Origin of the sequence: uncultured Alteromonas sp., from assembly GCF_963976965.1 — a bacterium.
GTDB classification, from domain to species: Bacteria; Pseudomonadota; Gammaproteobacteria; order Enterobacterales; family Alteromonadaceae; genus Alteromonas; species Alteromonas naphthalenivorans.
In genome coordinates, this window is record NZ_CAXBMP010000023.1 from 53244 (window position 1) to 73908 (window position 20665).

At 42.8% G+C, this 20665-nt stretch carries 18 protein-coding genes; 3 read left to right on the forward strand and 15 right to left on the reverse strand.

Translation table 11 applies throughout. The features are described 5' to 3' along the window. The first annotated feature begins 70 nt into the window (after nt 1-70). Nucleotides 71-2113, forward strand: a complete 2043-nt coding sequence (locus AAC006_RS15915) for an NADPH-dependent 2,4-dienoyl-CoA reductase (RefSeq protein ID WP_013783466.1) — start codon at nt 71-73, stop codon at nt 2111-2113. Nucleotides 2114-2430: 317 nt separating this feature from the next. Here the strand turns inward: AAC006_RS15915 and AAC006_RS15920 are convergent, their stop codons facing one another. The 13 genes from AAC006_RS15920 to AAC006_RS15980 all read right to left on the reverse strand — a co-directional run bounded on the left by AAC006_RS15920 (nt 2431) and on the right by AAC006_RS15980 (nt 14097). Further along, nucleotides 2431-3138 carry a tetratricopeptide repeat protein gene (locus AAC006_RS15920; RefSeq protein ID WP_126871433.1) on the reverse strand — a complete coding sequence of 236 codons (708 nt, stop codon included), beginning with the start codon at nt 3136-3138 and terminating at the stop codon, nt 2431-2433. A gap of 13 nt (nt 3139-3151) precedes the next feature. Beyond that, nucleotides 3152-3997, reverse strand: coding sequence for an SDR family oxidoreductase (locus AAC006_RS15925; RefSeq protein ID WP_312847911.1), 846 nt, complete (start codon nt 3995-3997; stop codon nt 3152-3154). A 46-nt stretch (nt 3998-4043) separates the two neighbouring features. After that, nucleotides 4044-4724, reverse strand: a complete 681-nt coding sequence (locus tag AAC006_RS15930; RefSeq protein WP_013783470.1) for an iron-containing redox enzyme family protein — start codon at nt 4722-4724, stop codon at nt 4044-4046. A gap of 3 nt (nt 4725-4727) precedes the next feature. Beyond that, nucleotides 4728-6233: an AMP-binding protein gene (locus AAC006_RS15935; RefSeq protein ID WP_126871435.1), complete on the reverse strand. Its 1506-nt coding sequence runs from the start codon at nt 6231-6233 to the stop codon at nt 4728-4730. Beyond that, the gene (locus AAC006_RS15940; protein WP_013783472.1) at nt 6223-6975 is read right to left on the reverse strand and encodes a thermostable hemolysin; all 753 of its coding nucleotides are present in this window, start codon (nt 6973-6975) and stop codon (nt 6223-6225) included. The genes AAC006_RS15935 and AAC006_RS15940 overlap by 11 nt, the downstream gene beginning before the upstream one ends. 181 nt (nt 6976-7156) lie before the next feature. Beyond that, complete coding sequence (locus AAC006_RS15945) at nt 7157-8845, reverse strand: glycosyltransferase family 39 protein (RefSeq protein WP_013783473.1); 1689 nt, start codon at nt 8843-8845, stop codon at nt 7157-7159. Next, nucleotides 8842-9534: a VTT domain-containing protein gene (locus tag AAC006_RS15950; RefSeq protein WP_013783474.1), complete on the reverse strand. Its 693-nt coding sequence runs from the start codon at nt 9532-9534 to the stop codon at nt 8842-8844. The genes AAC006_RS15945 and AAC006_RS15950 overlap by 4 nt, the downstream gene beginning before the upstream one ends. Beyond that, nucleotides 9524-10261 carry a glycosyltransferase family 2 protein gene (locus AAC006_RS15955; protein WP_013783475.1) on the reverse strand — a complete coding sequence of 246 codons (738 nt, stop codon included), beginning with the start codon at nt 10259-10261 and terminating at the stop codon, nt 9524-9526. The genes AAC006_RS15950 and AAC006_RS15955 overlap by 11 nt, the downstream gene beginning before the upstream one ends. A gap of 84 nt (nt 10262-10345) precedes the next feature. Next, entirely contained in the window at nt 10346-11041 is a 696-nt protein-coding gene (locus tag AAC006_RS15960) for a hypothetical protein (protein WP_126871436.1), read from the reverse strand. Continuing rightward, nucleotides 11038-11802, reverse strand: coding sequence for an FTR1 family iron permease (locus tag AAC006_RS15965; RefSeq protein WP_126871437.1), 765 nt, complete (start codon nt 11800-11802; stop codon nt 11038-11040). The genes AAC006_RS15960 and AAC006_RS15965 overlap by 4 nt, the downstream gene beginning before the upstream one ends. Further along, complete coding sequence (locus AAC006_RS15970; RefSeq protein ID WP_013783478.1) at nt 11792-12157, reverse strand: cupredoxin domain-containing protein; 366 nt, start codon at nt 12155-12157, stop codon at nt 11792-11794. Before AAC006_RS15970 ends, AAC006_RS15965 begins: the two co-directional genes overlap by 11 nt. Continuing rightward, nucleotides 12141-13430: an ATP-binding protein gene (locus tag AAC006_RS15975; RefSeq protein WP_013783479.1), complete on the reverse strand. Its 1290-nt coding sequence runs from the start codon at nt 13428-13430 to the stop codon at nt 12141-12143. Before AAC006_RS15975 ends, AAC006_RS15970 begins: the two co-directional genes overlap by 17 nt. A 1-nt stretch (nt 13431) precedes the next feature. Next, the gene (locus AAC006_RS15980) at nt 13432-14097 is read right to left on the reverse strand and encodes a response regulator transcription factor (RefSeq protein WP_013783480.1); all 666 of its coding nucleotides are present in this window, start codon (nt 14095-14097) and stop codon (nt 13432-13434) included. A gap of 523 nt (nt 14098-14620) precedes the next feature. On the opposite strand from AAC006_RS15980, the gene AAC006_RS15985 reads away from it, so the two are divergent. After that, nucleotides 14621-15490 carry a DMT family transporter gene (locus AAC006_RS15985; RefSeq protein WP_013783481.1) on the forward strand — a complete coding sequence of 290 codons (870 nt, stop codon included), beginning with the start codon at nt 14621-14623 and terminating at the stop codon, nt 15488-15490. A 129-nt stretch (nt 15491-15619) separates the two neighbouring features. Here the strand turns inward: AAC006_RS15985 and AAC006_RS15990 are convergent, their stop codons facing one another. Together AAC006_RS15990 and AAC006_RS15995 are read right to left on the reverse strand one after the other, a co-directional pair. After that, nucleotides 15620-16768 (reverse strand): acyl-CoA desaturase, encoded by a 1149-nt coding sequence (locus tag AAC006_RS15990; protein WP_126871438.1) that lies wholly within the window; start codon nt 16766-16768, stop codon nt 15620-15622. Then, entirely contained in the window at nt 16765-17823 is a 1059-nt protein-coding gene (locus tag AAC006_RS15995; RefSeq protein WP_244360669.1) for an iron-sulfur cluster-binding domain-containing protein, read from the reverse strand. Before AAC006_RS15995 ends, AAC006_RS15990 begins: the two co-directional genes overlap by 4 nt. A 569-nt stretch (nt 17824-18392) precedes the next feature. Between AAC006_RS15995 and AAC006_RS16000 the strand changes: the two genes are divergently transcribed. Then, a complete protein-coding gene (locus AAC006_RS16000; RefSeq protein WP_126871439.1) occupies nt 18393-20384 on the forward strand; it encodes a serine hydrolase in 1992 nt (663 codons plus the stop codon). Nucleotides 20385-20665 lie beyond the last annotated feature (281 nt).

Here is a 20665-nt window from a genome sequence, read left to right on the forward strand (position 1 = left end):
CCTACAAGAAACACGCTGTAAAAACAGAATATAGAAGCATTAAGAAACAGGCACTAGTTAAGGATTTATGATGAATACGACCGTTACCGATCATCCTGTATACCCAAGTTTATTTCGCCCGTTAGATTTAGGTTTTACCCAGCTTAAAAACCGTGTGCTAATGGGCTCTATGCATACTGGCTTAGAAGAAATGCCAAAGGGCCATAAGCACATGGCTGCGTTTTATGCAGAGCGTGCCAGAGGCGGTGTCGCCCTTATTGTTACCGGTGGAATTGGCCCGAATGAAGAAGGCTCAACCCACCCTTCAACTCGCCGACTAGATACAGACGAAGCTATCAATCACCATAAAGAAGTGACCGATGCCGTGCATATTGCAGGTGGTAAAATTTGTATGCAAATATTGCATACCGGTCGTTATGCTTATAGCGATAAATTGGTGGCGCCTTCTGCAGTGCAAGCGCCCATTAATCCGTTCAAGCCAAAGGCATTAGAAGACGACGAAATAGAACAGCAAATTAAAGATTTTGTATTTTCAGCCACTCAAGCACAGCGTGCTGGTTACGATGGCGTTGAAATTATGGGCTCTGAAGGTTACTTCTTAAACCAATTTATTGCTAAGCGCACCAACCATAGAGATGATGACTGGGGCGGCGAATATGAAAACCGTATCCGCCTACCTATTGAAGTGGTTCGTCGAGTACGCGAAGCAGTGGGTAAACACTTCATTATTATTTACCGTTTATCAATGCTAGACCTTGTTGAAGGTGGCTCAAACTACGAAGAAGTGGTTCAGCTAGGTAAAGAGATTGAAAAAGCCGGTGCAACTATCATCAATACCGGTATTGGTTGGCATGAAGCCCGAATTCCTACTATTGCGACAAAAGTACCCAGAGCCGCTTTTACCTGGGTAACAGCGAAGTTCCGTGAAGCCTTGAGCATTCCGGTGATAACGTCAAACAGAATTAATACACCGGAAGTGGCGGAAGAAGTGTTGGCGCGCGGCGATGCCGACATGGTGTCGATGGCACGCCCTTTCTTGGCCGATTCGGATTTTGTACGTAAAGCGCAGCAAAATCGCGCAGACGAAATAAACACCTGTATTGGCTGTAACCAAGCCTGCCTTGACCATGTATTTAATGGCAAGTTAACCAGCTGTTTAGTTAACCCTCGTGCGTGTCACGAGTTAGAGCTTAACATTGTGCCGGCCGACACCAAAAAACGCATTGCGGTAGTTGGGGCAGGGCCAGCAGGTTTAGCGTCAGCCGTAACGTCTGCCCAGCGTGGTCACGACGTAGTAATTTACGATAGTGCTAACGAAATTGGTGGTCAATTCAATGTAGCGAAACAAATTCCGGGTAAAGAAGAGTTTTATGAAACCTTGCGTTATTTTGCTCGTCAAATTGAGCTGCATAAAAATATTACGTTAAAGCTAAACACCAGAGTTGATGCAGCCATGCTTAACGACGAAGGCTTTGATGAAGTGATGGTGGCCACCGGTATTAAACCGCGCACGCCTGCCATTGAAGGCGTTGAGCATGAAAAAGTGATGAGCTACTTAGACGTGCTTAAAGCGAAAAAGCCAGTAGGGCAGCGCGTAGCCATTATTGGGGCCGGTGGTATCGGCTTCGATACGGCCGAGTTCTTATCACACGGTAAATCGACCCCAAGCCAGGATATTCCTGCGTTTATGAAAGAGTGGGGTATTGATATGACCTTTACCGCGCGTTCAGGGATTGAAGGGGTCAAGCCACAGCCTGAGCCGTCTAGTCGCGAGATATTCTTGCTACAACGTAAAACCAACAAAGTGGGGGCTGGCTTAGGTAAAACCACGGGCTGGGCTCACCGCGTAGGGTTGTTAGCGAAAGGGGTTAAAATGATTCCAGGCGTAACCTACGACAAAATTGACGATGAAGGCTTACATATTACTGTTAATGGTGAAAGCCAACTACTTCCTGTCGATAACGTAATTATTTGTGCTGGCCAAGAGCCGATGCGCGACATCGTTGAAGGGCTTAATATGCCTTATCACCTAATTGGTGGTGCCGATGAAGCATTAGAACTAGATGCAAAACGTGCTATCGACCAAGGTACGCGAGTGTGTGCTGCGGTTTAAATTGATGTTTGGGATTTTGCAGCAGGGTTAGGAAGATACCTTAATATTTACTAACCCTGATATAGATGCCAACATTGATAATTGTCTAAAAGGCCTATTCCTGCGGGAATAGGCTTTTTTATTTGCTGTGGTATTTTATAGGTAGCTAAGCGCAGTAAGAGCCTTTCGGGGCTATTTTGGTATGCGGCGGTTGTGTACGTAAACCGGACATTTTCACCTTAGGCTTTCTTTTTGAGAACGGTTAGTAACTTTTTTCGTAACAGTGAAAGTAAGCTCGTAACATTTAAATTACGAGCAATATTTAGACGATGAAAGCGTTAGCTCTTTTGAGCTAACTTATCTTCAAGTCGAGAGATTTCTTGCTTTCTTCCCAAGTCGGCAAGCGGGCGTTCTGCTCTGGCAGGAGCTTGTTTCGCTTTTTTTGCATACGCTCGTGCTTGGTCGTACTTACCATTGTCATATAAAAATTCAGCGTAAAAGTAGTTGGGATCAATGCCATTAGGGTTGATTTCAAGGGCATGCTTTAACAGTTTCTCCGCTTTCTTGTCATTGCCAAAGCTTATCGGCCAACCCGGTAGCTTATGATAAAGTACCCCGAGGCTTGTCATGGCTGATCCTGCCAAGGCATTTTCTTCTAATCGCATAGCATGCTCAAAGCTTTTACGCGCGGCTTTAGCGTATTCGAGTGCACCTAACCCGCCTTTAGCCCCTGCTGCGCTAGATTGAATAATGCCTTGCCAAATAATCAACTCAGGATTGTTGGGATTTTTAGTAACGAAAAGCTTCGCTTTTTCCATAAGTGTGACAAAGGCTTTTTCTTTTTGCTTATCCTCCAACTCATAGTTGATATGAGCCCATTCGTGTTGAAGTATGGAAAGAGGAGACTGAATCTCTTGCTGCATCGACGGGGTTGATACTTCGTTTACGGACTGTCTTACGTTATCTTGGGCAAATGTGTAACTTACAAAGCCCAGAGATAATGTAAGTAAAGTAATTCGGGTTACAAAGGCTAAATTTTTCATCATGATCGCTCCGGTACTAAATCAACTTACTAGTTAATTCGTTAGTATTTTGCGCGTTGTCTATGCACGCACTCTGCTCTCTTTTGCTGAATGTGTGGTGTTTAATAATGGGTAGCTTTTTCGCCAACGCGTTATCTACAATGGTGGGAAGAATGCCATTCAATTTGGCAAAGATTCGCTCAGCAAAGCCGATGCTAAAGCGAGTTTTGTTTTGCTCTACTAATTTAATAAGCGCTTGTGCAACAACTTCTGGAGTATCAACTTGATTACCCAGCGCTTTATTGAGTGCAACAGCTCTCTCGTCATTTATTGCCGTTGAGGTCGCTCTTGGAGCCAAATAGTGAAACCGAATGTTGCTGTCGTGATATTCGCGGTGCAGGGCTTCACTCCAACCTTTAAGCGCAAACTTCGTCGCGCAATAAGTACTGTGAGCGGCAAAACCAATGCTACCGAATGCTGACCCAACATTGACGACATGCGCATGAGGACGTTGCGCCAAAATGGGAAGTAAAACTTGGGTAAGCAACATGGGAGACAAAAGGTTAGTTGTCACCACTGACTCAATAGGGGCACTGGTAAATTCACCGACATGGGTTGTACCAGCATTGTTAATCAGCATACTTACCGGTAAACGTTCGCAAATGTGAATAAGCTTTTCTCGACCTACATGGTGCGAAATGTCTGCAGCGACAATAGTATGTTGGTGTTTGAGGGACTGCTGTAACTGTTTAAGCTTTAATTCATCTCTACCAGTTAGAATGAGGTGCGCACCTTTTTCATCAAATGCTTTAGCAACGGCGTGTCCAATGCCACCACTGGCACCTGTTACTAGTATTACTTGATTTTGCCATTGAATATTCATCATACTTTACCTTGTGTTATCCCTACCTAAAACAGTGTTCAACAAGTTACGCAGTTTGTGCAACGGGGCGTAAACCATGTTCTGGCGTAAGTTCGCGAAAAATATCACCATACAAGCGATAAAACATGTTAGCGCTGTGTATGATCATGGCCTGCTCTTGCGGGGCGACTATTTTGTTCATTAACCCCTCAAAGAACACTATATGCTCTTGGTCAAGCGCACCATGTGAAGTCAAATATTTGAAAGCTGACTTGGGGAGCGACAGCTTATCTTTGATTTGCTTTGCCGTAGCATCAGCGAGCGCAATACTTGTGCCTTCCAGTACAAACACCATTCCAAAAAAATAAAGTGGATTTTTACGCGCAATGGCGTCAAACGCATAGGCAACCATAAGTTCAGTAGCAGGTGCAGGCTGGCCGTAGCGAGCTTCGTTCTTATCCACCCCACATGCTGCTAAGTCGTTTAAAATCCACTCTTGGTGTCCCATTTCCTCTTCAATATATTCGCCAATTGCTTCGCGAAGCCATTCTTTGTCTTCGGTTAATTTCGCGCCAGTAGCCATAAGAAGCGGGACGGTGAATTTAACGTGGTGATAGGCCTGTTGAAGGAACGCGATATAATCATCAAGAGAAAAGTCATTATTAAAACAACGTTGAATTATTGGCACTTGTAAAAACGCATTTCTAGCTTGCTCGGTACTTTCTTGAAGTTGTTGATAAAATGACACTATTTACTCTCCAATGTTAATCTTTTGAGACGCACTGTTTCCAGTATGCGAGATAATATGAGGGGGTGAATACAGTGCGCCTAAAGTGCAGCTGTAATGAGTGATTACATCGTCCCGTTTGACCTTACCTGTTTGAGTTAATAACCCATTTTCTGGTGTAAACGGCGCAACGACATCAAAGTTTTCTATTTGTGCATAGTCGGGTAATTGTTGATTAATCAGTTCAACGGCTTTTCTAATTCTGTCCGTTGAGATCTGAGGTGATAAAGGCACTATCAAAGCAACACAGTGGGGGCGAGCTTCACAGAAGACGAGCGCCTGACGCAATAATCCACTCCCCATCAGTAAAGATTCGATCCATTCCGGCGACACGTTTCTACCTGCGCTGTTAACCATAATATTTTTCTTACGGCCACTTAACGTTAGAACGCCATCGTTAATAACACCTAAGTCCCCAGTTCTCACCTCGGGTGGATAAAAACTTTCTGGTTGATTCAAATATCCTAAAAAGTGATTGCCCGCCACGACAACTTCGCCTTTGTCTATATAAAGAGTATTGTGGCCAAGCGCTTTGCCTGCAGAACCAGGCACATTGCAGTTTGGTGTATTGAGTGTCGAGACCGAAACAGCCTCTGACAGGCCATAGCCTTCATAAACCGGTAAGCCTCTGGCTCGTGCTTCAGTCAATAAGAAAGGCGAAACATGAGCACCGCCAACTGCTATAAACGATAACGACGTCGGTGGCAGCCAGCCTTTTGAGCATGCTTCGAGAAGCACCATGAGCAATTCTGGCACTAAGATAATTGATGTTGGCTGAACACTGTCTATGAGCTTTAGTAATGCTTGCGGGTTTACAAGTCGACTACCTTCAAAACCTCTCGCACTTGCAGATGCAAGCTGTACAGTACCGCCATGAAGTAGTGGCGCGTAAATACCCGCTATATTTTCAAGCAATGTGGAAAGAGGCAGTATGCATAAATGATTGACTTCGTCCTGTTGAAAAGCGCTATCAATAGACTTTGCAACTTGCCACTGAGATTCGCTAGAAAGGCACACACCTTTTGGCGTGCCTGTAGACCCTGAGGTAAAAGTAATCTTATTAGTGTCTTTAGGCATATTCACAGATGTTGCGAACGGAGTTAGTGTATATCCAGTAATGTTTAAACTATCACTTAAGGTTTCTTTTTTAGCCGCCGGAAATAAGGTTAATGTTCCGCTCGAAAGTAGGCATTCACACTGACTCTCTTCGATAACATGTCGCTGCTGCGTCTCACTGAAAAACAGTGGAATAGGTACGCAGCAAACTTGTGCTTCTTGGCATGCAAGGTCAGCTACCACCCACGCAAAACTATTGTCAAAGGCGATAGCAATGCGACTCACATTGTTGTTTATGATCCAAGTGGCGAGGTGAGTAACTGCTTCTTTAAGTGCCAAGTACGTCAACGATTTATCATTATGCTTCAGCGCAATAGCTGAGTCGTCACCGTTTAAGTAGTGTTCAAGCAACATGCGAGGCTCCTTTTGGGTAGCAAGCTAAGGCATCGTTTAGTTGTTGTTCGAAATTTGAACCAGTGATGAGTCCAATTGCCTGTTGATAGTATTGACGAAGAAGTACACTGTTCACTACCTGATGAGTAACTTCTTTGAGGGACAGGGCTATTACCTGTGGTGCTGTATCGTAATACGTACCCCAGTTATCTTGACTGGATATCAGTTTTCTTGCATCAGCGGGTGCCAAGAAAATAAGCGAAACACCTGAATTTTGAAGAAGTTTTTTTACCTGTTTCGTCGCACTAAAGACCACGTGCTTTTTACCAAGCTGAGAGAATAAAAAGAACAGTGACAGTAAAAGTGGTAGCGTATATCGCGGTGAACAACTAAATAAGTTACCTACTTCTACAATTTCGTGTCTTTGCGTGCTAATTCCATGACGTAATAATTCTCCCTCAATAGTGCTATCTAAGTACTGCTCGATGAAAAGTGCGTGGTTGGTGCTGTCAGTAGCACTACATCTCGCACCGGCGGCAGCCTTTACTCCGTTAAATTCAAGTGCAAACAACATAGGCATGAATGAAGTGATATGCGCGTTATAGCGAGTAGCGAAGCCATTAGCGATAAAGGTTTCAATTTGTTGCCTTGCTGGGTAAGTAAGATTTGCAGCAACAAAAGCAAGTGATGTGCGCTGTCTTCTGTGCTGAAATGCCACCCCATCGTCGAGGGGGGTTGGTGCTACCGATAAAGTAAGGCTCATACGTACACTCTTGTGTTCTTCGATAGTATGAGTATTACCGCGCTACCTTAAGAGTACCTTAAGTGGGTCACTTTTTTAGAAAAGCTAAATCAAAAACTTGCCGTGCTAAAATAATGCTGGACATTATACTGGCGTTGACGGGCACTCTATCCATAACAGTCGATTTCGTTTTCACTCCTTACTAACGGTAAACAGGAGCGTCTGAAGGTAGACTACATGTCGCATAAGCAGCATCTGAAGAGATAAGTAACCACTCGTCTCGATGTGCAAAACCTAAAGATAATGCCTTTTCTAAATCAACACATTGAAATAGGTAGTCCTTAGGGGCTAACAAAAAACGAGCGGGCCGCGCTTTAAGCCACGCCCAAGCAGTGCCATTCTCTCTTTCTTTTTCGGTATGGTAACCAAAGTGAGCTAGGGGAAATGGTGAATATAGTAAGTATTGTTCCTTAACGTCGACAATGCCCACATCGAAGTTACCAATGCTGGTCGAAAGAAAACTCATCTGCGTTTGAGCACGCACTAACAGTTGTGATGGGGTGCGTATTTCATTGAGTATCCATACGCCCATTGTCGATGGGATGACAGTTATTATCACTAACCACGATACGAGATGTTTAGATAAATTTAAAAACTGTGTGAACAAACCCATCATACCTATTAGAAGGCATATGGCCCCTAACTTGGTAATAGTACTTAAGTCGCTGTGAAAGCGTAAAATTAAGGAGCTTGCTGTTTTTTCATTCAACAAAAGCACGGTGCCAGTAATGAAGACAACTAGCGAAATCACAAGAGTCACAGAACGCGCAAAATTACCAATCGCTTTTGAGATGCCACTTCGAGAGAGTAATAACCCCGAAATCATAGCCACAGCAGGAAGTGCTGGAAGTACATAAACACCGCGCTTCCCAGGGCTAAAACTGAAGAATGCAACGACTAATAATACCCAAACTGCTAGCGCTAAATAGGCAGGGTTGTCGCTTAAGAGACGTTTTATGCCTTTACCTTTAAATGCTAGTACTATGAGGGCGGGGAACCAAAACACTGGAATAACTTTGAAAATATAGTAGTACCATGGCTCAATATGGTGCCAAGCATTTGCATATCGCTGCGCTGTCTGCTTCAGCAAAATATTTGATAAGTACTGCTGAATCGTTGGGTCTTGCTGATGTGCGCCTAAATAAAGCACAGGCCCAAGCCAAACTAAGACCACACCTAGCATAACCAAGGGCCCTAGTAATGCGCGTTTTTTCCATCTTGTTGTGGGGAGTTGTTTTTTGAAGGTTAAAAAAGAAAGGGGGATTAAGATAAAAATAGGCAAAAAACCCACGCCTTTAGTAATAATTCCCAGACCCATTGCGCCCCACGCGATGAAATAGCAGCGCCAGCTTTCGGCTATACAAAAATGGCGAATAAAGCCATAAATGCCAACCCAAATAAAACAAGCAACCAACGCATCTATTTGAGCAAACTTGGCTTGAATTAGAAACTGTGGGCTCAACAATAGCAGCAACATGCTGAGTATAGCTGTTCTCTCATCAGCAAGAGCTCGTGATAAACGATAAGTGACTGTCAACGTTACGAGGCTTGCGATGGCATTAGGTAAAAGCATTGCAACGCTTAAACTGCCAGTCAAAACGTAGAAAAGTGCGATACCCCACATAAATACAGGGGGCTTATCAGGGTAAATCTCTCCCCCACGCATTGGAATCAGCCATTGACCACTTGTCACCATCTCCTTGGCAACTAAAGCAAAACGTGGTTCGTCCGGCGGCCAGGCATCGCGAAAGCCTAAACCACTGAAAATAATGATGGCTGCAACAACAAAAAGTAAGAAAACCTTACGCTCGTGACGAAATATATTTGTCACTTGGCGTTGTCCTTGTGAGTAAAGCGCAACATTGAAAGTATTAGCAAAACGCTAACTACTAGGCCTGCTATATGAATAGGTTTTTCAACGGCATTAATATAACGTGAGCCACCTCCTAGCATTGAGAAAAGTAAGGTTTGCGGAATAAATCCTAGCGCACTTGCCGAAATGAAAGGAATAAAAGGTACTCGAAACGCACCAGCTAAAGCATTGGTCGCAACATTAGAGCCTATTGGAAATAGTCGAACCATGAGTATTGTTCGAAAGCTGCTCTTCACGAGTTTCACGCGCATTTGTGAAAAACGGTTCTCAAAAACTTCTGATTGAATGGCTTTGGCTATGAGCTTTCTAAAAGGACCGCGTACCAATAGATAGGCTGTACTTGCGGAGATACAGGTAAGTAGTAGCGCTATAATACTACCCTCAAATGAGCCAAAACCAACCCCACAAAAAAAGCTAACAGCTTGCCGGGGAATACCCAGTGTCATTAATACAACAAAGGCACTTAATACCAAGAATACTTCTTCCGTGCTGAGTTTCGCTATGTAAGATATCAACCAGTTTGGATCGGCGCTATGTGCAAGAATGTCACTGGTTACTTGAACTGATAGGTAACAAACCACTGCCATCAAACTGGTACTCACCAAGATACTGACAGTACGCATAAGAGGAAAACACTCACTTTTCATGCGTGAATATCTCGTTGATGGAACCGAGTTTATTGCGATACATCAACCACCTGACGCCGAGCATATCTACAACACCAGCCCAACCTCTATTCCAAGCATTGTAATTTGATTGACCTTCATGGCGAGCTCGATGATTCACAGGCACACACACTATATTGCCACCTAGACGTTTTGTGAGGGCAGGTATGTATCGATGCATATGATCAAAATAAGGAAGCAATAGGAAGGTACGTCGTGGAAGCAGCTTTAAACCACAACCCGTATCAGGTGTATCATCATCTAAAACATACTGACGAATGCGATTTGCCACTTTAGATTGCACGCGTTTCCATCTTGTATCTTTTCTTTTTTGTCGATAACCAATGACGCAAAAGTGGGGACTGTTTACTTGTTTAGCTGTTTCGATTAACTTTGGGATATCCGCAGGATCGTTTTGACCATCAGCGTCTAATGTAATAACCCATTTTCCGTGAGCAGCGAGAACGCCGTGATAAACAGAAGTGCTCTGTCCGCAACTGGAGGGATGCACTATTACCCTTAGAGTAAGGGGGAATGATCCTGCCAACGTGGCCAGTAATGTAGATGTGCCGTCATCACTACCGTCATCGACTACGATAACTTCAGTTTGTTCAGGAGTTACTGAATGAGTAATTTCCCATAGCAATGAAGGAAGATTTTTTGCTTCATTTTTTGCAGGAAGAACTACACTAACTTCTATCTGGTGCATATGGCGCGTGTATGAAAGTAAAGATGCGCAGTATTGTATGTAAAAAACCTTAAGGAAAACTTAAGCCCTTAATACGTCTGTGCATTAAAATTCGTATTCCAGTGACATACGCAATGTATGATCTTTACTGTCACCATTGAGCCCTGCGATAAAGCCAAGCTCCCATTTTAACTGCTTTTGCCTGTCGAAGCGTTTAATTCCCATAAAAGCCGGACCAGCACCCACATAGTCCTCTCCTACATATATCTCAATTCCGGGTTGAACCTCTGGGATCCAGCGATAGCGAAATTTCGTTTTGAATTCGCTTTCCCACTCATCGGTAATGGTTTCACCCCATTCATATACTAAGCTTACGTTAGTAGTTAGACTAAACTGGCCAAACTCTTTTTCAGTTAGAATGCCGGCCTTAGCCGCCCAGTCGTCCGTATTGTGTTGCTTTTCTAATTCAAATAAGGCTCCCCAATCAGCCCAATACTTTCCTTGTTCAGTGACCATCCAACGAAGCTCAAGCTCATAAGATTCGATTCCAAAATCTCGGTTTTCATCGCGAGCTCCTACAAGGTAAGCTTCCAGGACTACAAACTCAGAAAGGGCGTGCCCAAACGAATAGCGTTGCATCAATACATTACCGTTGTCATTTTGACGTGAGGTTAATTGCCACTCGAATTCGCGTTCAAAAGGCAATACGTAAGGGTGGTAGACTCTGTCTACTGTAAAATTGTCAGCGCTCACAGAAAACGCAGCAAGAAGAACCAACAATAATAAGATAGCGCGCTTCATTGTGTATCCTCCACTTGTTGCCACAACGCAGGTATGCGCTTCCGTATTGCAGCAATACCATTGGGCACAACTAGGGTAAATATAAATAGCATTATGTAACTCATAGATGGAGTGGCTTCATAGCCAATTAGCGCGTTCAATAAATGCCCATACTCACTGTTGTCATTGATGATCTGACTACTATCCCAAACTTGTTGTGGGGTAGGTAATATATCTATTTGTTCCAGAAGAAGCGCAATGTTTGCAACTTGCGCGGCAACAAAAACTGTAGTGAAAAAAAACGTCGCCTTATGGCTTAAAAAGTGAGTTAGAGCGATATTAAGCAAAATAGCAATGCTGATACTGATCCCCAACCCAATTGTAGTACCAAGAAAAAGCAATGTGCTATCACTGTTACGCGAGAGCTCTGATACAAAGTACACCATAAAATGCAAACTGTTAGGTAACCCAATACCAAGCACAAGCAACGTAATGCCCACACTCACTAAGTAACATCTTGAAAGAGGAAAAATCACAAGCGTACAAATACCTATCCAGGCAGTGACTAATAGCAGTGATTTTAGTAACTCAAAGCCAGCGCCCTCTGCCAGTTGAGAGATAACGCCTAGATAAGAATATGTCATTGCTGCGGTCACTAACAGTGAGGCTATTCGCCATACTAGCGACAATCGTGAAACGCCAGGTAATGCAAGAAGTACACTGAGCAATAGAAAAATAGGTAATGTGTCTCTTAAGAAGAGTACGACCGTATTAATGAGCATCAGGCTTCTCCTCTTGTTCCTTTACGACTACTTTGCCCACTGCACTGTTAGGGTGGAATTCTCCAAAGAAAGGATATTCACCTTGTGTCAGCGGTCCAATGTAAATACTGCCTTTGCTTTTGGCAAAAATCACTTTTTCTCTGTTAAGGGAAAAACTGTCTATTTCCTCGGGGCTATCGTCGAAATTGATGAAAGTAAGACGTACCTTTTTCCCCGCTGGAACCACTACATTCTGCGGGTAAAAAAGATGATCTTTAATTTCTATCACGACTTCAGTTAGTGCAAACGCACGAGGAGAGAAAAATGATAAAAGGCCAATAAAAAGGCCAATAGAAAATTTAAAGTAAGAGTTCATTTTCAAACTCCACCTTCACTTCAAGGCCTCCGATCTTAGCATCATCAAGCACAACATTGGCATTATGCAGAGCAGCAATTTGCAATACTATGGCCAAACCAAGGCCGCTGCCTGTTGTCGTCTTAGCTTGTGCTGCGCGGTTAAATCGCTTTAATACGCTGGCTCGTTCACTTATTGGTATGCCAGGACCCGAGTCCGCGACACTCAAAACTACGTTTGATGCGAGTTGTTCAATTCGAACAACAATTTGTGCCCCTTCAGGGGAATAATTACTGGCGTTGGTAATAAGATTTTGCAATAAGGTGTACAACATAAAATGTACGCTGTTTAACCAAATCTCATCGCCTTCTAAGGATATCTCTTGCTGTTTGGTTTCAATTTTTCCATATAGATCGCTAATCACTTCTTGCGCAACAAAGTGCAGATTAACTGCCTCTTTTTGTTCTACAAATGTCTCCGGACTGGTACGTGTCAGTAACAAAAATTGATTCACCGCGTCAATCATCCGATCGGTGTCGCGTTGAAGCGTTTCAAGTAGTTTACCGCTATCTCCTAATTCTTCAGCAATATTGTGAATATTGATTTTCATCACACTTAGCGGTGTACGCAGTTCATGTGCGGCGTTGGACGCAAACTGCTGTTCTCTTTCAAACGCAGCACTTAGTCGAGAAAACATTGAGTTGAGCGTAGAAACAACAGGTTTAAGTTCACTGGGTTCTCTATCAAGTGCAATGGTAGAAAAGTTATTACCTGTTCGTTTAGCCAATTTTCGAGAAAGCTGTTTTAGGGGGGCAAGCCCCCAGGTTATTCCTAAAAACAAAATTACGACAAGAAGGGGAACACTGACAATAAAAGGAGTAATGGAAGCAACGGTTAATGCATCTGCTAACGTAAAGCGATTACTCAATGGTTGCGCCACCATGTACCAAGAGCCATCATCTTTTACATAAGAGGTATGCACACGCCATCGTGTTCCAAGAGCATTTTTTTCTGAGAAACCGTCTTTAAAGTCAGAGAGTGGGGCCTTTAACACTTTGCTTGAACTTTTTATCAGCTTATCGTCCTGCCAGATTTGAAATAACAAAGCGTGATCTTTACCTGGTGAGCCACCATTGAACGAAGCAACGGCACTACTTAACGCGGTGAGTTCATTGTCTAGTAGCGTAGTTGATATACCTATTGTGGCACGATAGCCGTGGAGCGCCGCACTGAAGACAATAAGGACTAAAGCACTGGTAAGAGTTAAAATAAGAAAGCGACGAATCGACGTCACGTTAATCTCCAGAGTTGGATATGCAATACCCTACGCCTCTAATGGTTCGAATGAAGTTTTCTGGCATCTTTTTTCTTAAATTGCTGATATGCACTTCTATTGTATTGCTTGAAACTTCCTCACCCCATTCATAGAGTTTGCTCTCAAGTTGATGCTTACTCAATATGCGACCCGCGTTTTCAATTAGCGCTTTCAAAAGCATAAGCTCTCTACGCGGAAGATGTACTATGTCACTATCAATAGTCAATGTATGGTGCTTTGTATCAAGGCTGACGTTCTGCACAGTGATCACACTTTCTGAAGACGTACCTAATCTGCGCTCTAAAACCCGTAAGCGCGCCAGCAACTCATCAATTTCAAAGGGTTTGGGGAGGTAATCGTCTGCACCCGCATCTAGCCCTGATATTTTGTCAGAGGTCTTGTCTCTTGCGGTCAGAATTAAGACTGGCAGTACTGGATTAGTTTTTCGAATACTCTTGAGAACGATTAATCCATCCTGGTCTGGTAGACCTAGATCCAAAATGACAATATCATTTTGCGATGGGCGAAGTGTACTTATTGCGCTGGCACCATCGTAGACACAGTCTACAGTATAGTTTGCCTTTCTTAATGAAACTTTAAGCGCGTTGGACAAAGGCTTATCGTCTTCAACTAACAGTATGCGCATAACACTCCCATAATTTCTCAGTAAATTTAAGGATATACAAAAAAACTTAAGAAAACCTTAAGCATTTTTTATTACAGGTCTGAATCGAGCAGGTTTTTTCAGACCTTTCATAGCTTCTAATAATCGTCAAAAATGCTACCACACACTTCCTATGGGCTTTTATGACCTCAACAATTACGTTGGCTACAGAGGAGATATCCGCAATTAGTACAAAACTCAAAAAAGCCAATAATCTGTTTGTCCGATAATTGTCTACAGCAGTCGCTTAATACCTACAAGGGTAATGAAGCGGCTATGAAGTATGTTTCTACAAACTATCTGCCATTCATACAAAACTGTCTAGTAAATGCGTTCTTTAGCTACGCTAACGCTTTCATCTAGTTGAAATAAAATAATCATCAATAAAGCATATAATGAAACAATAGAATCCTAGACATCTATAAATAAAACAGGTTATTAATTTATAGGCGCTGCTTTTTCAATTTAAGCTATTAAATCATTACGAACATGAGATTCATTTATTATGTGGATTGTTTATGCGTTGCTCGCAACATTTTTCTTTGGTTTGCGAGGGATCTTGTATCAATGGACATCGCAGAAAAACTTAAATCGCGATCTACTACTATTTGGTGTTTTCTGTATAGGTTTTATCATCAGCGTAGTAGGGGTACTGTTGTTAAATCAACGATGGTACGGCTGGGCAGATGTCGCTGTTGGTATAGGGCTAGGCTTTGGATCTTTTGCCGCTAATGCTGTTTTACACAAAGGGTTTTCAGTAGGAAAAGCATCACTCATCAGCGTTCTAGCAGGGTTGACGCCTTTGTTTGTCCTCATCTTTGCCTTTTTAATTTGGAATGAGACGTTAACATCTATTCAATTAATTGGGTTTGTTATTATTTTTTGTGGCCTTTGTATTCTTAGATATTCTTCAGATATCTCTATTGATAATTTAAAAGGGGCGCAATGGGGGCTACTTGCTGCATTGTGTTTTACGTTTACAGATTTAATGGGTAAACAGTCCACACTTTTAGAGGCAGATGTTTTTGCGACGTTAACGTCTATGTTCGGCTTTGGAAGTTTTCTTTTTGCCATGAGATGGTTAGCAAAGCGTAAGAAATTTATAGGGTCTCAATATTCAGAGAAAACTAATTGGTCGGAAATAAAAACCTTTTCTTGCGGACTGATAGTAGGGGTCGCAAATGTAAGTGGAATGGTTGCAATAATATCCGCTTTTTCTATTGGTAATACCGGGTTAGTTTCCGCAATTTCAGGAATGAATATTTTACTTATTCTCCTTTATTCTCATATTGTTTTGAAAGAAACATTTAGCCGTCAAGAAGTGCTAGGCTTAACCGCTGCTTTTGTCGGTGTTATCGTGCTTAGATTGAATTAAAACTTTTTTGCCAGTAGCTTTTTCTGCCAGTACCTTTAACTGCAAGCACCTTTTTCTGTAAATACCTTTGCGCGCAAAAATACCAGCGCAATCGCGATGGTCGACTGGTAGGTTTTTGCGCTTAAGGGCTTAAGGAAAAGAGTAGCGAACAATGCGTTTTAGTACGCTAGTGTACTGCTTCCAAAAACTGCCTGTATTGTAGTGCATACCGTGCTGTTTAAATACGGCTTGTACTTTAGGAGCCATTTCTCGGTATCGTCTGGCGGGAATGTCAGGAAATAAATGGTGTTCTACCTGAAAGCTTAAATGCCCAGTAAGTATGTGAAATAAATTTCCGCCCTTGATATTTGATGAGCCTAAGGCCTGACGATAGTACCACTGGCCGCGTGTCTCATTTTTGCAATCCTCTGCTTTAAAGGTTTCCACATCACCGGTAAAGTGCCCGCAAAAGATGATGGTAGATGTCCATAAGTTACGTAGCAAGTTGGCAATAAGGTTGCCTGACAATACCCATAAGAACAGCGGGCCAGCCAGCAAAGGGAAGAGCACATAATCTTTTACCAACTGCCGTGCGCCCTTACTGAAAAAGCGTTTTTTAAGCTCGCTATGGGTTACTTGGTTTTTGCGGTTTTTTTTCTTCTTGCCGAAGAATACGCGCTCTGCGGCCATCTCGTGATACGACACACCCCACTGAAACATTACGCTAAGCAAAATATAGGTAGCGAACTGCCAAAGGTTTTTTACCCGCCATCTAAAATCATTCGATAAGCGAAGTAGGCCATAGCCAAAGTCTCTATCCTTGCCAATAATATTGGTGTAGGTGTGATGTTCGTAGTTGTGCACCCGGTTCCAACTTGCCCCATCGCAGGCAATATCCCACTCATAGCGCTTTGAATTTATATGACTGTCGTTCATCCAGTCATACTGACCGTGCATCACGTTATGGCCAATTTCCATGTTATCCAGTATTTTCGCTGCTGCTAAACTTAGTACGCCAGCTACCCAAAGTAGAGGCTGTAAGAAACCAAGCATTAATAATATGCGGCCACTCCATTCACAAATACGCTGGATAAGTATAATACGTCGAATATAGGCTGCATCTTCAGCGCCGATTTTATCTTTTACTTCCGACTTTATTGCATCAAGTTGAGTTTCCAACATGTCGTAATCGGGTTTGCTTACGCTCTGCGGTGGGGTAGTTGCTTGTTGTAATCGCGCGTCAGTTTTACTAGGCGCTTGTTGTCGTTCCTCGGTATTAATTAAGACGCGAGTGTTCATAGTTGAATCTCCAAATCGGTTACGGCTTGCGATACACACAGCTGAATAAGTTGCTCGGCACTATCGGATAACTCGCCGGTGCGGGTATCGCGCACTACGCCCCGCTTTTTCACACATTGGCATTGATGGCAAATACCCATACCGCAGCCATACGTTACAGGCTGTTTGGCTTCTTGAAGCTGCGAAAGCAGAGATTTCTGATTATTCACCGATAAATGCTGGCCGTTGTGCATCAAAGAAAAGGTTTCTTTTTCGCTCAAACTTCCAATGTTCACAGTGGGCAATGCGGCAAAATGTTCACTGTCTAACGTTGCCCTCACCAGTTTTGCTACTTCACGTACCTGCTCGTACATCGCATTAGGGCCACACACCAACCAGTGGGCATCAGCAAAGTGGGATAGGTAATCCTTTACATCGCCATCTTTTTGTCGAGTCAACACGGCAAAAGTAAAGTTGTTGGCGCGTTTTTGAAGTGCTAGTAATTCGCTTTGCAACACGTGCTCGTTGGGCTTTGCAAAGTAAAGCAGATGAACAGGTGCGCGGTGTATTAGGTTATTTTCAATGGCGTCTTCAAGCATAGCGATAAACGGCGTTATGCCCGATCCGCCCGCAACCATAAGTACGGGTTTATCGGTATTAGGCAAGGTGAAATTCCCCTTAGCCGCCGAAATATTCACCCATGTATTGGGTGTTATCGAGGAAAGAGCCGGGGTAAGTGCACCTTCGTTATTGACCTTAGTGATAAGCCGAATATTTTTCGTCTCGCGGTGAAAGCTTGCCCCGCAAGCAACGGTAAATACGCGGGTAGTAAGCCTTCCATTCACTTCAATGGTTAGCGCGATATGTTGCCCTGCAATATGACTAGGCCAAGCTTTTTCGGGCGTTAGAATAACTTCCAGCATGTCAGAACTAAGATTTCTGACAGCTTCAACTTGCGCTCTGTAATAGCCATCTCGCCACGCAGGTTTAACCTGCTGCACAAGCACTTCCCAATATCCTCTCCATGAACTGTGATGGAGCAAGCGATGGGCTAGATTATCGAGTAATAGTTTCAACGTTGAGATCACACCTATTAATTTTTCAAAACAGACTTAGCTAGAGAGTAAAAATAATTTAAGCGTACAAGTGTATGCTCAGTCAGCGCACAAGTGTAAGCTTAATTTTATTCTCGTCAAGTGAATAGTTAAAAATACGTACTCACGTAGGTAGATTTTTGAAAGGTTTGTAACGTGTATTTGATGGGGGCTACAGGGGATGAGTTCGAGGCGCGTGATACCGACATTGATTAAACAAAATTTAGATGATCTTACTGCTCGACGCTGACATTGAGCCGCCTTGAACGTGGCGCAGAAGTGTGTAGCATGATTTATAAGAACGCTTAATCTGAGGGATGAACGAAGGCGTCTGTGGTCCCACTTAATAGCAAAGTAGGGCGGTAATTATTTCTTGCAGTTTAATTTTGGTAAGGCGTATTCGCGAAGTATTTAAATTATAACTTGCGCAACAAAACCCTCGTAAATATCTATCTTGAAACCTTTCTTCTTTGTGCTATATCTTAAAACACGGTGTAAATTTTCTAATTAAAAAGCTCAAATCAATATTTAATTCAGTAAAGGAATACAGAATGAATTACTTAATCGTATTAGGCGCTCTATTCGTTTTAGTAGCGCCGCCTATCCTTAGCGCTAAAGAAAATCCAGTGCTGCAAACACTTGATAGTGTGAAACGGGAATTGAAAGAGGGGGAAACTCACAATTACCTCATTAAGGCCACAGAGAAGCACTTTTTTTCTGGAGAGGTTAGGCAAAACTCAGTAGATGTTAAAATTCAGGTCTTTGATCCCGAAGGCACGGAAATTAGATCCTTCAATAGTACTAAAACTGGTTTTGAGCCTTTCACCATAAATACCAAGATGACTGGCGACTATAAAGTAGTGGTAAGTCCCTTTGGTGAAAGTACCTCTGGTCTATATTCAATACAGCTCGTGCGTAACGAAGCTATCGCTAATAATCCTTCGAAACGTCTAGCGCAGTTGCTTAGTCCCTATGATAAAGAAGCTACTCCTGGTGCTGTAATTGGCGTTTTTGAAGGCGGGGAAGTCACCCACATTCATTCTGTAGGTATGGCGAACATTGCGCATGATGTCGCATTTACTCCTGATATGCCAACCAATATTGGCTCTGTTTCAAAGCAGTTTACTGCAATGGCAATACTACTGCTTGAACAACAAGGTAAGCTAAGCTTAGACGACAACATTCGTAAGTATCTCCCAGAACTCCCTGAATTCACTACTAGTATCACTCTCAAAAACGTCCTTACACATACATCGGGTTTACGAGAAATATTCAATTTATTAGGGATGCGTGGTTGGACCGGCGAAGAATTCATTTACAAAGATCAAGCTATTGACGTGGTTAAGAAGCAAACAAAGTTACAAGCTGCGCCGGGCGAGGAAATGAATTACAACAATACAGGCTTCATTCTGCTGTCACTCATTGTTGAGAGGGTTAGCGAGCAGTCATTTCCCGAATGGATGAAGGAAAATATTTTTGTACCACTTAATATGAGCAGCACTTATGTAAGACGGGACCCTGGCCATATCATCCCTAATGCGGTTCAAGGATACGACACTGACGAATTTGGTTTTCGAGAAACTGGTGACTTGTATTCAGCACCGGGTGCTGGCGGTATTTATACTACTGTCTCAGATATGGCTAAGTGGTCGCAAAATTTCATCACGGGCGCGTTGGGAGGCAAAGAATTAATTACTAAATTGACAACCCCTAATGTACTCACTAACGGTGAAGAACAAACTTATTCTCTAGGACTGGGAGTAACAGAATATAACGGATTATTGGAGTATTCTCACAGTGGTGCTGATATGGCACATTACACTAACTATGCTTTTTTTCCCAAGCTTGAAAAAGGGGTATTTTTAAACACTAATAACACAGCCTTTAACATGGGTATGTGGAACGATATTGTTGACCTGATTTTTGGCGAGCATTTTATAGAGCCATCAGAAGATGACGATAACAAAGAAGGCACAAGTAGTCTTAGTTTACCCGCAGAATATTTGGATCAGTTAGCTGGAAAGTATAAATCTGAAATGCTTGGAATGACACTGGAGATAATTGCTTCAGACGGACAGCTAAAAATGGCTTTTAATGATGAGAACAATTTGCCGATGATTGCGCTATCTGAGACAGAATTTACGGTTAACGATGGGCAATACAATGTACTCTTTTTAATGGACAATGAGGAAATAAGCGGCATCTCGATCAAAGCCAATTTCAGTACGCAGCGCTACGAGTTCACAAAGCTAGAGCTATTTGAGCCGAGTAAAGAGCAATTGGCCGACTACACTGGTAAATACTTTTCCAATGAATTAGAGGTTCTCTACACAATAGAAATTGACGAAGAGAATAGTCTTACACTCAAACTGTACAATCTCCCAGAATTGACGTTGACTCCCTCAGAGCGGGATGTCTTCAGCGAAACGTATTTCCTTTATAGTGATTTGAGTTTCATTCGAGATGAAAACGGCAAGGTAACTAAAATAGATATTAGTAACGGTAGAACGCAGGGGGTAATGTTTGAGCGTATGCCATTGTAGTTTTGAGCTTACCTGCATGGAAAGCCCAGTGATTGCTGGTGTAGTCAGATAATTTCGCAAAGAAAGCCGGTTTTCGTTCTAAGAAAATCGGCTTTTTAATGCTTACGCAAAAGATGAGTTTGACATTACGCTGAATTGAGCCAGAGACGAACGAGTAGAAGTTAGGATGTACTTGGCCTAGTCTAAAGCTTTACTTTCTTCTCTTACTTTTAAGGTCAGCTCGCTGTCTTGGGGGCTAATGGAAAAGTCGAATTTACCTAAAATATTCATGCCTAACAGCC